The following is a 15,119-nucleotide window of genomic DNA, read 5'->3' as shown; positions in this document are numbered from 1 at the left end:
CCCGTTTCCTCTGGTCACACCGGCTAACGAGGTTGTCGCTGTGAGGCGGGCAATCGCCTGTCCACCCCGCGGCGAGACGCCCGGGGCCGCTGTTACGAACGGTGCGCGGCGGCGCCCGGCGCCGCCTCCGACCGACGGCGCCGCCTCAGTCACGGACGCGGGTGAACCGGTGCAACAGCCACGCCAGCGGGATCGTCACGACCAGCGTCGCGACGTACAGGTACAGCATCGATCCGGTGTAAACACGGGCGCCCACGATGTAGTCCATCGCGAATTCCATGGTGATCAGGTGGATCAGGAAGATCTCGTAGGAGATCTCGCCCAGCCACACCATCGGGCGGCTGGCCAGTATTCGCGAATACCAGCCTTGAGCACTGGCAGGGCCACCAAGGGCCAGCGGTGCCACCGCGAGTGCGGCGATGACGGCATAGAAACACGTCTTGAACAACGCTTCGCTCAGCGTCGCCGGGGAGGTCGTGGGCGCGCCGGCAATGGGCGTTGACACGATGAAATAGCAGACGACCGCCAGCGGTATGGCCACGACGCCGTAGGCGCGCACTCCCATCTCCTGCAGCACGGTCAGCATCATGCCGGCGAGGAACCACGCCAGGTAGGTGGGCAGCCACAGCCGTGCGCCGTCGGGAAACCAGTGATCGGTGTGCACCAGGACCAGCCAGGCGGGGCTGACCAACGCCATTCCCGCCAGGGCGCCCAGGACGAGTTTCGGCTGCCATTGTCGCCGGCAGATCACCACCAGTAGCAGGTACGCCAGCAGCGGCAGCACCACGTAGTACGAGCCCTCTACCGCAAGGCTCCACATCTGGGTCAGGCCCTGGTGCAGATACTTGCCCAGGTAGCCGTTGCAGTAGATCTGCGTCAGCGTCAGGTTGCGCGCCAGCCCCAGCCAGCTGTGTCCCGGGTTCGGCCCGGCATCCCGGTAGTGGTAGAGCACATAGGCGAACAAGACGGTGATCACGTAGGCGGGCATGATTCGGCGAACCCGGTGCCACGCATAGCGACTCAGCGACGGCGGCGCTCCGCCTCGCGCCGCCGACTTCACCCACGGGCGGAACAACAGGTAGCCGGAGAGCACGAAGAAGATCGGCACCCCGATCTCCATTCGGGAACCGACCAGGCCCCAATATCCGTGCGTGTATTTGCCGGTGGTATATGCAGCGTGGGTGCCGACGACGAGGAGCGCCGCGACCGCGCGGATGCCCGTCAGGGACGCGATCCGGTCTACGCGAGAGGTCTGCTCGAGCCCGCCCTGGGCGTCTTGCTCTTCCGACAGCGTCATCCGCCGTGTTTCCTGCGCGGCTTCCCACCATCTCGGCCGTGGAGCTTGTTGGTGGACGAGCGCTCCGGCTGAAGGTTGATCAACACCCCCGAAATCCGGGTGTGCTCAAGCCTTTTCAACGTCGACTTGCCCAAGTTGGCCGGCAACTCCACCAGTGAGAAATCCGGTCCGATCGCGATGTGGCCGAAATCGCTGCGATGTAACCCGCCCTCGTTGGCGATGGCCCCGACGATCGCGCCAGGGCCGATCTTGTGCCGCTTGCCCACCGCGATGCGATAGGTGGCGAAAGGCTTCGCATTTCTTGGTCTTTCGGGACGCTCACGCCGTTCTGCGCGCCGCTCGCGTCGTTCCGGTGGCGGCTCGGGCGACATCAGGAACTCCTCGCCATCGCGCGACTGCACCGCCAGCGCGGCGGCGATGTCGGCCATCGGCGTGTCGTGCTCGCGTTCGTAGTCCTGCACCAACTTGCGGAACAGGTCGATTCCGGGCGAACCGAGCGCGGTCGTGATGGAATCGGCGAATTTGGCCACCCGCTGGGCGTTGACGTCCTCGACGGTGGGCAAACCGGTCTCGGTGAGCGTTTGACGCGTGGCCTTTTCGATCGCTTTCAGCAGGTGGCGCTCGCGCGGGGAAACGAACAGCAGCGCCGTTCCCGAACGACCGGCCCGACCGGTGCGCCCGATCCGGTGCACGTAAGACTCGGTGTCGTGCGGAATGTCGTAGTTGAGCACGTGCGATATCCGCTCCACATCGAGCCCGCGCGCGGCCACGTCGGTGGCGACCAGGATGTCGATGCTGCCGTCCTTCAATGCGGCGACGGTGCGCTCGCGCTGACCTTGCGGGATGTCTCCGTTGATGGCGGCCGCGGAAAATCCCCTGGCCCTTAGCCTTTCGGCGACTTCCTCGGTGGCCTGTTTGGTCCTGACGAAGATGATCATCGCCTCGAACGGCTCGACTTCCAGCACCCGGGTCAGCGCGTCCATCTTGCGTGGGCCGGCGACCTGGATGTAGCGCTGCGAAATGTTCTCGGCCGTAGCGGTTTTCGCTTTGGTGCTGACCTCGAGCGGATCATGCAGGTACTTGGTGGTGATCTTGCGGATCGCGGGCGGCATGGTCGCCGAGAACAACGCAACCTGTTTGTATTCCGGGGTTTCGGACAGTATGCGATCGACTTCTTCGGCGAATCCCATGGTGAGCATCTCGTCGGCCTCGTCGAGCACCAGGTAGTCGACGTGGGACAGGTCCAGCGTCCCGCGCTCGAGGTGGTCGATGACCCGGCCCGGGGTGCCGACGACCACATGGGCGCCGCGGCGCAGCCCGGCCAGCTGCACAGTGTAGGAGGATCCGCCGTAAATGGGCAGCACGTTGATCTTGGGCAGGTGGGCCCCGTACCGGCTGAACGCCTCGGCCACCTGCAGGGCCAGTTCCCGGGTGGGGGCGAGCACCAGCGCCTGGGTGGCGGTGCTGGTGACGTCGATCTTGGACAGGATCGGGATCGCGAACGCCGCGGTCTTGCCGGTTCCGGTCTGGGCCAGCCCGACGACGTCGGAGCCCGCCATCAGCGCCGGGATGGTCGCCGCCTGAATGCCGGTGGGCGACTCGTAGCCCACGTCAGCGATCGCCCGCAGGACCGAGGGATCGATCTGCAGGTCGGCAAACGTGGTTGAGGCAGCTTCAGTCGAGCTGTCCGAGAGGGTCATCGTCCAAGGAGTCTAGTGGTGATCGCGAGCTCAACGGAGTTGAGCGCTGCGGGTCACCACCAGAAAGCCCAGTGGTGATCGCGAGCTCAACGGAGTTGAGCGCTGCGGGTCACCACCAGAAAGCCCAGTGTGATCGCGAGCTCAACGGAGTTGAGCGCTGCGGGTGATCGTCGGCACACCCGGCCTGCCTGCCACAGTCGCGGGCCCATTGACGGTACGGTGCGTCGATGTGTGGTCGCTACCGTGTCGTGCCGAGCCACTGACCGGCTCGGCCGCTGTCGCTCTCATCGCCCTCACCATGACCGGCTGCGGTTCGGGGGACTCCACCGCTGCCAAGACGCCCCAGGCCAGGACCCCGTCGGAGGTCGCGTCGATCACGGCTCCGGCCACTCTCCCCGCGGCCGCGCCACCAGGCAACGCGCCGCCGGCCGATCCCTGCGCGGTCAACCTCGCCTCGCCCACCATCGCCAAGGTGGTTTCCGAGCTGCCTCGCGACCCGCGCAGCCAGCAGCCCTGGAACCCTGAACCGCTCGCCGGCAATTACAACCAATGCGCGCAGCTGTCGGCGATCATCATCAAGGCCAACACCAACGCGGTGAGTCCGACCACCCGGGCGGTGCTGTTCCATCTTGGCCAATTCATCCCACAGGGCGTGCCCGACACCTACGGATTCAACGGCGTTGACGCGGCGCAGACAACGGGCGACACGGTGGCGCTGACCTATCCCAGCGGGATCAACGGCTTGAACACCGACGTGAAATTCCACTGGAACGGCAACGCGGTCGACCTCATCGGCAACACGCCCGCGCGCTGATCCGGGGCACGCGCCACCCTCCTGTCGGGGCGCTGGCCTACTGTGGCTCGCGTGTTGGTCTCCGGCGACAGCATCATCTACAGCGCATCGGATCTGGCCGCCGCAGCCCGCTGCGAATTCGCGCTGCTGCGGGATTTCGACGCGAAGCTAGGCCGCGGGGCCGCTCCCGTCACCGCCGAGGACGAGCTGCTCACGCGGACGGCCGACCTCGGCAGCGAGCACGAGCGACGGGAACTGGCCTCGCTGCGCGACCGCTTCGGACAGGCCGTCGCGATCATCGGCCGCCCCGCGTACACCCCCGCCGGCCTGGCGGCGGCCGCCGACGCTACCCGGCGCGCCGTCGCCGACCGGGCGCCGGTGGTGTATCAAGCCGCCATGTTCGACGGCCGCTTCGTCGGCTTCGCCGACTTCCTGGTGCGTGACGGCGAGTGGTACCGGGTCGTGGACACCAAGCTGGCCCGCTCGGCCAAGGTGACCGCGCTGTTACAGCTTGCCGCCTATGCCGACGCGTTGGCCGCCTCCGGCGTCCCCGTTGCGCCCGAGGCCGAGCTGCGGCTGGGCGATGGAACCACTGTGCGGCACCGGGTTCACGACCTGATCCCCGTCTACCGCTTGCAGCGGGCCCGCCTGCAGCGCCTCCTCGATGAGCACTACGCGGGCGACGCCACGGTCCGCTGGGACGACGAGGGTGTTGCCGCCTGCTTTCGGTGCCCACTGTGCCTCGAGCAGTTACGGGCGTCCGACGACGTGCTGCTGGTGGCCGGCATGCGAGTGAGCCAGCGCGACAAGCTCTTTGATGCCGGGATCAGCACCGTCGCCGACTTGGCCGATCTTCGCGGACCCGTTCCCGGCCTGGCGGCCGGCGCGCTGAGCAAGCTCGCCGTCCAGGCCAAACTGCAAGTCCGCCAACGTGAAACCGGCGTTCCGCAGGTCGAGGTCATCGACCCGCAGCCGCTGACCCTGCTGCCCGAGCCCGACCCCGGGGACCTGTTCTTCGACTTCGAAGGCGACCCGCTGTGGACCGCCGATGGCCGCGAGTGGGGCCTGGAATATCTGTTCGGTGTGCTCGAAGCCGGGCCGGCGGGGAAGTTTCGCCCGTTGTGGGCGCATAACCGGGCCGACGAACGCAAGGCGCTGATCGACTTCCTGGCGCTGGTGGCCAAACGCCGCAAGCGCCGCCCCAACATGCACATCTATCACTACGCGCCCTACGAGAAGACCGCGTTGTTGCGACTCGCCGGACGCTATGGGATTGGCGAGGACGAAGTCGACGAACTGCTGCGCAGCGGTACGCTGGTCGACCTTTACCCCTTGGTGCGCAGGAGCATTCGCACCGGTGCGGAGTCCTTCAGCCTCAAGGCGCTGGAGCCGCTCTACATGGGGGCTCAGCTGCGCGTGGGTGACGTGACCACGGCCACCGGGTCGATCACCTCCTACGCACGCTACTGCGAACTCCAGGCGGACGGCCGCAGCGACGAGGCCGCATCGGTGCTCAAAGAGATCGAGGACTACAACCACTACGACTGCTCCTCGACACAAAAACTGCGGAATTGGTTGATGTTGCGCGCGTACGAATCCGGCGTCCTGCCGATCGGCGCCCAGGCCGTGACGGACGGCAACACCGTCGATGACCGCGACCAACTGGCGATGACGTTGTCGGCGTTCGCCGGTGCCGCCGGCGTCGACGACCGCACGCCCGAGCAGACGGCGGTGGCCCTGCTGGCCGCGGCGCGCGGCTACCACCGGCGCGAGGACAAACCCTTCTGGTGGGCGCACTTCGACCGGCTGAACTTCCCGATCGACGAGTGGGCGGATAACACCGATGTTTTCGTCGCCGAGCACGTGTCGGTCAGCGTCGACTGGCACACGCCGCCACGCGCGCGCAAACCGCAGCGGCGGCTGCGGCTGCGCGGTGAGCTGGCGCGCGGCGACTTGAAGAGCGAGGTCTTTGCGCTCTACCACCCGCCTGCTCCGCCCGGCATGACCGACAGCCCGGACCGGCGGGCGGCCGGGCGGGTCTCGGTGGTCGAGGCCGACGATCCGGCGGTCCCAGCCGAAGTGGTGGTACTCGAACGAGTTGGCAGCGACGGCAACACTTTTCACCAGCTGCCGTTCGCACTGACCCCAGGCCCGCCCATCCCGACGACGGCCCTGCGGGATTCGATCGAGGCGACCGCGACCCGCGTGGCCGCCGGATTGCCGCAACTGCCCCGCAGCGCCGTCGTCGACGTGCTCCTGCGTGCCGCGCCCCGTCTGCGCGGCGGCACCGCCCTCCCCCGTAGCGACGACACCGTCGCCGACATCACCGCCGCGCTACTGGATCTCGATTCGTCATACCTTGCGGTGCACGGTCCGCCCGGCACCGGCAAGACGCACACCGCGGCGCGCGTGATCCAGGATCTGGTCACCGAACACGGCTGGCGGATCGGTGTGGTCGCACAGTCACACGCCACCGTAGAGAACGTGCTGGACTGTGTCATCGACGCCGGTCTGGATCCGCAACGGATCGCCAAGAAGCGCAACGACCACCGGGCACCGCGCTGGCGGGAGATCGACGGCGGCGCCTACGCCGCGTTCCTCGCTGACACACCCGGTTGTGTGATCGGCGGAACGGCATGGGATTTCGCCAACGCCAATCGGATACCGCCGGGGAGCCTGGATCTGCTGGTGATCGACGAAGCGGGCCAATTCTGTTTGGCCAACACCATCGCCGTGGCCCCGGCCGCCGCAAACCTGCTGCTGCTCGGGGATCCGCAGCAGTTGCCGCAAGTCAGCCAGGGCACTCATCCCGAGCCGGTGGACGTCTCCGCGCTGGAGTGGCTGGTCGACGGTCAACGCACCCTGCCCGACGAACGTGGCTACTTCCTGGACCTCTCCTACCGCATGCATCCGGCGGTCTGCGCCGCGGTTTCGGCGCTCTCCTACGAGAACAGGCTGCATTCCCACGACTGCACCGCCGCCCGCCGGCTCGACGGCTATCAGCCAGGTGTACAGCTGCTTTCGGTTGAGCATCAAGGCAATTCGACCGAGAGCCCCGAGGAGGCCGACACGATCGTCGCCGAGATCGACCAGCTGCTCGGCGCGTCGTGGACCGATGAACACGGCATCCGGGCCTTGGCCGCCACCGATGTGCTGGTGCTGGCGCCCTACAACGCCCAGGTGGCGCTGCTACGTCACCGGTTGACCGCCGCAGGTCTGGTTGGAGTGCGGGTCGGGACGGTCGACAAGTTCCAGGGCGCGCAGGCACCGCTGGTTTTCATCTCGATGACGGTGTCGTCCATGGACGTGGCGCCCCGCGGGGTCTCCTTCCTGCTCAACAGGAATCGGCTCAACGTCGCGGTAAGCCGGGCTCAGTACGCGGCCGTGATCGTGCGCTCCCCGTCGCTGACGGAATATCTGCCCGCCACCCCCGAGGGCCTGATCGACCTGGGCGCCTTTCTGGCTCTCACGCAGCCCGTTCTGCGGTGAACGGGCTAACCGGTCGACGAGTGCCGGCCCGGACCGGTGGGGTCATCGTCGGGATCGGGGCGGTGATGCTGGCCTCGCAACGATTCACCCTCGGAAAACTGCCGCCCCGCCGTGTGTTGGCGGCGCGGCGGCCGGGTGAGCCGATCGCCCGGCGGGAGGGAGTTGGGCGGGCGCCGCACGGCCACCTGTCGAAGGCGTTTACCGCTATCCACATGAGAACCGTTGTGGGCGTGGCCGATTGGTTGAGCCGGCGCGGCCGGGCCGCGTCGCGAGACCCCGGTGGTCGCCGGGCGCGGCCGTTCGACCGGTTGCCGGGGCGGCTCGGGATGACTCCTTTGCTCGACGTCGGATTCGCGCACCAGAAGGAATTCGACGTATTCGTCATCGTCGTAGTCGTCGTCGACGACGTCGTCGTCAGGGCCGGGCGGATCGTCGCCTCCCTTGCCGGGCCACGGCGCAAAGCCCACCAAAAACAGTGCGGCGATGATCCCGAACAGCGCGATGAACGCCGGCAGCAGCACCGACTGCGACATCGCGGCGGCGAACGGGTCGCGCAGGAACCCGGGCAGCTGCAGGGTGAGCGCGTCCTCGCCCACCGCGTCGCCGGACGGCCGGCGCGGCATCTCATCGGTGATCCGCCACGTCATGAACGCGGCCATGCCCGCGCTGCCGAGCACCGCACCGAGCTGGCGCACGGAGTTGTACACCGCGGAGCCCGCGCCGGCCAGGTGTGGCGGCAGGTTACGCGTCGCGGTGGCCGTCAACGGTGACCACACGAAAGCCATCCCGACGCCCATCGCGAAGAACGGCAAAACCAGTCGCCAGATCGGCGTCGTCGGCGTCATCTCGAACGTGATCCAGGTCAGCGCGATGGCCAGCACGGAGAAACCGAAGCCGAGCACGGGCTGCGGATGGTATTTATCGACGATCTTGCCGACGAGTGGCGCAAAGACGCCGTTCGCGATCGCCATCGGCGCGATCAACAAGGCCGAGCGCGTCGGCGAGAGCCCGCACACGGCCTGCGCGTAGAACGTCAGCGGCAGCATCATCGCCGTGGCGGTGAACGAGACGATGGCGACCCCGACGTTGCACAGGCTGAAATCGCGGTCGCTGAAGATGACCAGCGGAATCAGCGGCTCGTGGGCGTTGAGCGATTGCCAGAACGCGAAGGCCGTCATGAACCCGACGCCGGCCACGATCAACGCCCAGATCCAGGGTTGCCAGTGCGCTGCCTGACCCTGTTGCAGCCCGAACACGATCAGGAAGATGCCGATGCCGGACAGCGCAACCCCGATCAGGTCGAAGCGATGCGACTGGGTGGGCAGCACCGGAATCAGCCAATACGCCAGCCCCAGCCCCAGGACGCCGATCGGCACGTTGACGAAGAAGATCCACTGCCAACCCAGCCCGTCGACCAGGACACCGCCCGCCAGCGGGCCCACCAGGCTGGCGACACCGGCGGTGGCACCCCACAGGCTCACCGCGACGCCGCGACGCTCCGCCGGAAAGATCCGCGTGATGGTCGACAGGGTCTGCGGGGTCAGCAGCCCGGCGCCGACGCCCTGCACCACGCGCGCCGCGATCAGCATGGCGGCGCTGCCGGCCAGCCCACACCACACCGAGGAGGCGGTGAACACGACCAGACCGATCAGATAGAGGTTCTTGGGGCCGAACCGGTCACCGAGGCGCCCGGCCACCAGCAACACGACGGCATAGCCCAGCAGGTAGGCGCTGGTCACCCAGACCACGGTGTCGTAGCCGATGCGCAGGCTGCCCATGATGGTCGGGTTGGCGATGGCGACGATGGTCGAGTCGACCATGATCATGAAAAAGCCGATCATCATCGCCCATAGCGGGTTCCAGGGGTTCTGCGACTGCGGTGAACTCCGGGTGAGGAAGTCCCAGCGGTTGGCGACCCGGGCCGGTGACGGTCTCGCGCTTCCCCCGGGCGTGCGGGGCGTAGCCGTCGTCATCCACCCCACCTCGTTTCGCTTTCGCTCCCGGCGATGCCGCTCAGCCGAATCGACCCGGCTCATCGACCCGTCCCGCAGGTGATACACCGCGCGCGGCGCGGTAAACAGCATGAGGACCGGCGAACGGCACGGACCGTCGCAGACATCCAGCCCGCATTATTCCCGGTAAGGCAATAGGCCGGCAGCCAAGGACCCGGTCGGGGTGCATAACGAGACAGGATTTGCCACGGGCGCGTTAGCCTGGGGGGACGCCATCTGCAGGAGAGAGAATATGCGGGGTCGACGGAAAAGGTCGCCGAACCGGTTCTTCACCATGTCCGACGCGGGACAGCAGCCGACCGCCAACGACGGTCGACCCAAGATGTCCGCGCGGGCATTGGCGCAGGTCATCGAGCGGAGCTCATGGTTGCAGGGCCCGGCCGCCGAGGCCTATGTGACCCGGCTGCGCAACGCGAACCCGAATGCCGGCCCGGCGGAGATCCTGGCCAAGCTGCAGAAGCGATACCTGGCCATCGTGACGGCCGGCGGTGTTGCGGTGGGGGCCGCCGCGACCGTCCCCGGCATCGGCACGATCAGCGCCCTGTCCGCGGCGGCGGCCGAAACGGTGACGTTCCTGGAGGCCACCGCGTTCTTCGTGTTGGCGGTGGCGGTGGTTTACGACATCCCGGCCGATCATCGGGAACGCCGCCGTGCGCTGGTGCTGGCGGTCCTCGCCGGCGACAATAGCGAGCACGCCGTCGCGCAGCTGATCGGTCCGCGCCGTACCAACGGCGGCTGGATCTCCGAGGGCCTGGCCGCGCTGCCGCTGTCGTCGATGTCGAAGCTGAACTCGCGACTCCTCAAGTCGTGGGTCCGCAAGTACACTGTGCGGCGCGGCGCGCTGTTGTTCGGCAAACTGCTGCCGGTGGGCATCGGGGTCGTGGTGGGCGCCATCGGCAACTACCTCGCCGGAAAGAAGATGATCCGCAACGCCAACCGGGCGTTCGGCGCCCCGCCCGCGCGGTGGCCCCGCGCGCTGCACCTGGTGCCCCCGGTCCACGAAGCCGGCTAGCGCCCGGCCGTCCTCTCGTTCCCCGGTCGACCTGGCGGATCGGCGGCGAAAGGTTAGCCTTTATAGGGCGGAACAATGGGTATCGCCGTCGGTGTGAGGTGTTCGGTCGTCCGGGACCGACAAGGGTGCAGGCGCCGCGGGAATGCGCTTGCGGAACAGAAGGATTGAGGCGAACTGCGGTCGTGAGCAACATAAGTTCACCATTCGGGCAAAACGAATGGCTGGTCGAGGAGATGTACCGCAAGTTCCGCGACGACCCCTCGTCCGTCGATCCGAGCTGGCACGAGTTCCTTGTCGACTACAACCCCGACCCCGCAGGCGAATCCGCGCCGGCCGCCCCGACCAGCGCCGATGGGCCGCCGGCCGCCGCCCCTGCCCCGGCGAAGCCGGCCCCGGCGGCCCCGCAGACCACCGAGCCCGCCAAGCCCGCGGCCCCCGCGGCCGGCAACGGGGTCGCGCCCCGACCGGCCAAAGCCCCGACTCCCCCGCCGGCCGAGGGCGACGAGCTGCAGACGCTGCGCGGTGCCGCGGCGGCCGTCGTCAAGAACATGTCGGCATCGCTGGACGTGCCGACGGCGACCAGTGTGCGCGCCGTTCCGGCCAAGCTGATGATCGACAACCGGATCGTCATCAACAACCAGCTCAAGCGCACCCGCGGCGGCAAGATCTCGTTCACCCACCTGCTCGGCTACGCGCTGGTGCAGGCGGTCAAGAAGTTCCCGAACATGAATCGGCACTACGCCGAGATCGACGGCAAGCCCACGGCGGTGACGCCGGCGCACACCAACCTCGGCCTGGCCATCGACCTGCAGGGCAAAGACGGCAAGCGTTCCCTGGTGGTCGCCGGGATCAAGGGCTGCGAAACCATGCGCTTCGCCCAGTTCGTGACCGCATACGAAGACATCGTGCGGCGAGCCCGCGACGGCAAGCTGACCGCCGAAGACTTTGCCGGCGTTACCATTTCGCTGACCAACCCGGGCACCATCGGCACCGTGCACTCGGTGCCGCGGCTGATGGCGGGCCAGGGCGCCATCATCGGCGTCGGCGCCATGGAGTACCCCGCAGAATTTCAGGGCGCCAGCGAGGAACGCATCGCCGAACTGGGCATCGGCAAGCTGATCACCCTGACGTCGACCTACGACCACCGCATCATCCAGGGCGCCGAATCCGGCGACTTCTTGCGCACCATCCACGAGATGCTGCTCTCGGACGCGTTCTGGGACGAGATCTTCCGCGAGTTGGGCAACCCGTACCTCCCGGTGCGCTGGAGCACCGACAACCCGGATTCGATCGTCGACAAGAACGCCCGGGTGATGGAGTTGATCGCGGCCTACCGCAACCGCGGTCACCTGATGGCCGACATCGACCCGCTGCGACTGGACGGCAGCCGGTTCCGCAGCCACCCCGATCTGGAGATCCTCAACCACGGCCTGACGCTGTGGGACCTCGACCGGGTGTTCAAAGTCAACGGCTTCGCGGGGTGCGAGTACAAGAAGCTGCGCGACGTGCTGGGCCTGCTGCGCGACGCCTACTGCCGCCACATCGGCGTGGAGTACACCCACATTCTCGAACCCTCACAACAGGAATGGCTGCAGCAGCGCGTCGAGACCAAGCACGTCAAACCGACGGTGGCCGAGCAGAAGTTCATCCTGAGCAAGCTGAACGCCGCCGAGGCCTTCGAAACCTTCCTGCAGACCAAATACGTTGGCCAGAAGCGGTTTTCGCTGGAAGGCGCGGAAAGCATCATTCCGATGATGGACGCGGCGATCGACCAGTGCGCCGAGCACGGACTCGACGAGGTGGTTATCGGGATGCCGCACCGTGGCCGGCTCAACGTGCTGGCCAACATCGTCGGCAAGCCGTACTCGCAGATCTTCTCCGAGTTCGAGGGCAACCTCAACCCGGCACAGGCGCACGGCTCCGGGGACGTCAAGTATCACCTGGGCGCCACCGGCGTGTACCTACAGATGTTCGGCGACAACGACATTCAGGTGTCGCTGACCGCCAACCCGTCACACTTGGAAGCCGTTGACCCGGTGCTGGAGGGTCTGGTGCGGGCCAAGCAAGACCTGCTGGACCACGGCGCCGAAGACCAGGGCGACGAAAAAGCGTTCTCGGTGGTGCCGATGATGCTGCACGGCGACGCCGCGTTCGCCGGTCAGGGCGTGGTCGCCGAAACCCTGAACCTGACCCACCTGCCCGGCTACCGCGTCGGCGGCACCATCCACATCATCGCCAACAACCAGATCGGCTTCACCACCGCGCCGGAGTACTCGCGGTCCAGCGAGTACTGCACCGACGTCGCGAAGATGATCGGGGCGCCGATCTTCCACGTCAACGGCGACGACCCGGAAGCGTGCGCGTGGGTGGCCAAGCTGGCCGTCGACTTCCGGCAGGAGTTCAAGAAGGACGTCGTCATCGACATGCTGTGCTACCGCAAACGCGGGCACAACGAGGGCGACGACCCGTCGATGACCAACCCCGCGATGTACGACGTCGTCGACACCAAGCGCGGGGTCCGCAAGAGCTACACCGAAGCCCTGATCGGCCGCGGTGACATCTCGATGAAAGAAGCCGAGGACGCGCTGCGCGACTACCAGGGCCAGCTGGAGCGGGTGTTCAACGAGGTCCGTGAGCTGGAGAAACACGGCGCGCTACCGAGCGAATCGGTCGAGGCCGACCAGATGCTGCCGGCGGGCCTGGCCACCGCGGTGGACAAGGCGCTGCTGGCCCGCATCGGTGACGCCTTCCTGGCCGCCCCGGACGGTTTCACCGCACACCCGCGGGTGCAGCCGGTGCTGGAGAAGCGGCGCGAGATGGCCTACGAAGGCAAGATCGACTGGGCCTTCGGCGAACTGCTGGCGCTGGGCTCGCTGGTTGCCGAAGGCAAGCTGGTGCGGCTGTCGGGTCAAGACACCAAGCGCGGCACCTTCTCCCAGCGGCACTCGGTGATCATCGACCGCAACACCGGCCAGGAGTTCACGCCGCTGCAACTGCTGACGACGAATGCCGACGGCACCCCGACCGGGGGCAAGTTCCTGGTCTACGACTCACCGCTGTCGGAGTACGCCGCCGTCGGCTTCGAGTACGGCTACACGGTGGGCAATCCGGACGCTCTGGTGTTGTGGGAGGCCCAGTTCGGTGACTTCGTCAACGGCGCGCAGTCGATCATCGACGAGTTCATCAGCTCCGGTGAGGCCAAGTGGGGCCAGCTGTCCAACGTCGTGCTGCTGCTGCCGCACGGTCACGAGGGTCAGGGGCCCGACCACACCTCGGGCCGCATCGAGCGCTTCCTGCAGCTGTGGGCGGAGGGTTCGATGACGATCGCGATGCCCTCGACGCCGTCCAACTACTTCCACCTGTTGCGGCGCCACGCCCTCGACGGCGTGCAGCGGCCGCTGATCGTGTTCACACCGAAGTCGATGCTGCGCAACAAGGCGGCGGTCAGCGACGTCCGGGACTTCACCGAGATCAAGTTCCGCTCGGTGCTCGAAGAGCCGACCTACGAGGACGGCATCGGTGATCGCAGCAAGGTCACCCGTGTCCTGCTGACCAGCGGCAAGCTGTACTACGAGTTGGTGGCCCGCAAGGCCAAGGACAACCGCGAAGACGTGGCGATCGTGCGGATCGAACAGCTCGCCCCGCTGCCCAAGCGGCGGCTGGGCGAGACGCTGGACCGCTACCCGAACGTCAACCAGTACTTCTGGGTGCAGGAGGAGCCGGCCAACCAGGGCGCGTGGCCCCGGTTCGGGCTGGAGCTGCCGGAGCTGTTGCCCGACAAGCTGACCGGGCTCAAGCGCATCTCGCGCCGGGCGATGTCGGCCCCGTCGTCGGGCTCGTCGAAGGTGCACGCGGTCGAGCAGCAGGAGATCATCGACACGGCCTTCGGCTGACCGGGGTGATCGCTGGATCTGCGACCCGCGGGAACCGGGGACCGCTGGTACCGGCTAGCCTCGACGCAAACGTGCCGAGAAGGAAGGGTGCTCATGCAAGGGTTCGCCGGCAAGGTCGCGGTGGTGACGGGCGCGGGTTCAGGTATCGGGCAGGCGCTGGCCGTGGAGCTGGCCCGCTCGGGCGCCAAAGTGGCGATCAGTGACGTCGACCTGGAGGGCCTGGGCCACACCGAGGAACAGCTCAAGGCGATCGGCGCGTCGTTCAAGTCCGATCGCCTCGACGTGACCGAGCGGGAGGCCTTCTTGGCCTACGCCGACGGCGTCAAGGAGCACTTCGGCAAGGTCAACCAGATCTACAACAACGCCGGCATCGCCTTCACCGGCGACGTCGAGGTCAGCCAGTTCAAAGACATCGAACGGGTGATGGACGTCGACTTCTGGGGCGTCGTCAACGGCACCAAGGCGTTCCTGCCGCACCTGATCGCGTCCGGCGACGGGCACGTCGTCAACGTGTCCAGCGTGTTCGGGCTCTTCTCGGTGCCCGGGCAGGCGGCCTACAACTCGGCCAAATTCGCCGTGCGTGGCTTCACCGAGGCGCTGCGACAGGAGATGGCCGCGGCCGGCCACCCGGTGGCGGTGACCACGGTGCACCCGGGTGGCATCAAGACCGCGATCGCGCGCAACGCGACGGCCGCCGAGGGGCTCGACCCCGAGCAGCTCGCGAAGCTGTTCGACAAGCGACTCGCCAGGACCAGCCCGCAACGCGCCGCCACGATCATCCTGGACGCGGTCCGCAAGAAGAAGGCGCGGGTTTTGGTTGGCACGGACGCCAAACTCCTGGACGTGATGGTGCGGGTCGCGGGCCCGTACTACCAGCAGCTCTTCGGCCCGGTCATGGGCCGGTTGATGCCGAAGGTCTAAAG

At 67.3% G+C, this 15,119-nt stretch carries 8 protein-coding genes; 5 read left to right on the top strand and 3 right to left on the bottom strand.

Annotated features, from left to right (window positions below; all coding sequences use genetic code 11):
- Positions 1 to 145: 145 nt before the first annotated feature.
- Together AC5Y7E_RS21065 and AC5Y7E_RS21060 are read right to left on the bottom strand one after the other, a co-directional pair.
- Entirely contained in the window at positions 146 to 1,297 is a 1,152-nt protein-coding gene (locus AC5Y7E_RS21065; RefSeq protein WP_499921477.1) for an acyltransferase family protein, read from the bottom strand.
- The gene (locus AC5Y7E_RS21060; protein ID WP_499950611.1) at positions 1,294 to 2,997 is read right to left on the bottom strand and encodes a DEAD/DEAH box helicase; all 1,704 of its coding nucleotides are present in this window, start codon (positions 2,995 to 2,997) and stop codon (positions 1,294 to 1,296) included. Before AC5Y7E_RS21060 ends, AC5Y7E_RS21065 begins: the two co-directional genes overlap by 4 nt.
- A 229-nt stretch (positions 2,998 to 3,226) precedes the next feature.
- On the opposite strand from AC5Y7E_RS21060, the gene AC5Y7E_RS21055 reads away from it, so the two are divergent.
- Complete coding sequence (locus tag AC5Y7E_RS21055) at positions 3,227 to 3,811, top strand: LppP/LprE family lipoprotein (protein WP_499921479.1); 585 nt, start codon at positions 3,227 to 3,229, stop codon at positions 3,809 to 3,811.
- 51 nt (positions 3,812 to 3,862) lie between these two features.
- Positions 3,863 to 7,279 (top strand): TM0106 family RecB-like putative nuclease, encoded by a 3,417-nt coding sequence (locus AC5Y7E_RS21050; RefSeq protein ID WP_499950610.1) that lies wholly within the window; start codon positions 3,863 to 3,865, stop codon positions 7,277 to 7,279.
- A 5-nt stretch (positions 7,280 to 7,284) separates the two neighbouring features.
- On the opposite strand, the gene AC5Y7E_RS21045 is transcribed toward AC5Y7E_RS21050, so the two are convergent.
- Entirely contained in the window at positions 7,285 to 9,252 is a 1,968-nt protein-coding gene (locus AC5Y7E_RS21045; RefSeq protein ID WP_499950609.1) for an MFS transporter, read from the bottom strand.
- A 271-nt stretch (positions 9,253 to 9,523) separates the two neighbouring features.
- On the opposite strand from AC5Y7E_RS21045, the gene AC5Y7E_RS21040 reads away from it, so the two are divergent.
- From AC5Y7E_RS21040 to AC5Y7E_RS21030, 3 genes are all read left to right on the top strand, one after another.
- Positions 9,524 to 10,303: a hypothetical protein gene (locus AC5Y7E_RS21040; RefSeq protein WP_499950608.1), complete on the top strand. Its 780-nt coding sequence runs from the start codon at positions 9,524 to 9,526 to the stop codon at positions 10,301 to 10,303.
- A 182-nt stretch (positions 10,304 to 10,485) separates the two neighbouring features.
- Positions 10,486 to 14,196: a multifunctional oxoglutarate decarboxylase/oxoglutarate dehydrogenase thiamine pyrophosphate-binding subunit/dihydrolipoyllysine-residue succinyltransferase subunit gene (locus AC5Y7E_RS21035; RefSeq protein ID WP_499921485.1), complete on the top strand. Its 3,711-nt coding sequence runs from the start codon at positions 10,486 to 10,488 to the stop codon at positions 14,194 to 14,196.
- A 93-nt stretch (positions 14,197 to 14,289) separates the two neighbouring features.
- Positions 14,290 to 15,117: an SDR family NAD(P)-dependent oxidoreductase gene (locus tag AC5Y7E_RS21030; protein ID WP_499921487.1), complete on the top strand. Its 828-nt coding sequence runs from the start codon at positions 14,290 to 14,292 to the stop codon at positions 15,115 to 15,117.
- Positions 15,118 to 15,119 lie beyond the last annotated feature (2 nt).

This window comes from Mycobacterium sp. NGS17 (assembly GCF_059813205.1).
This window is presented reverse-complemented; position numbering and strand designations above follow the sequence as displayed.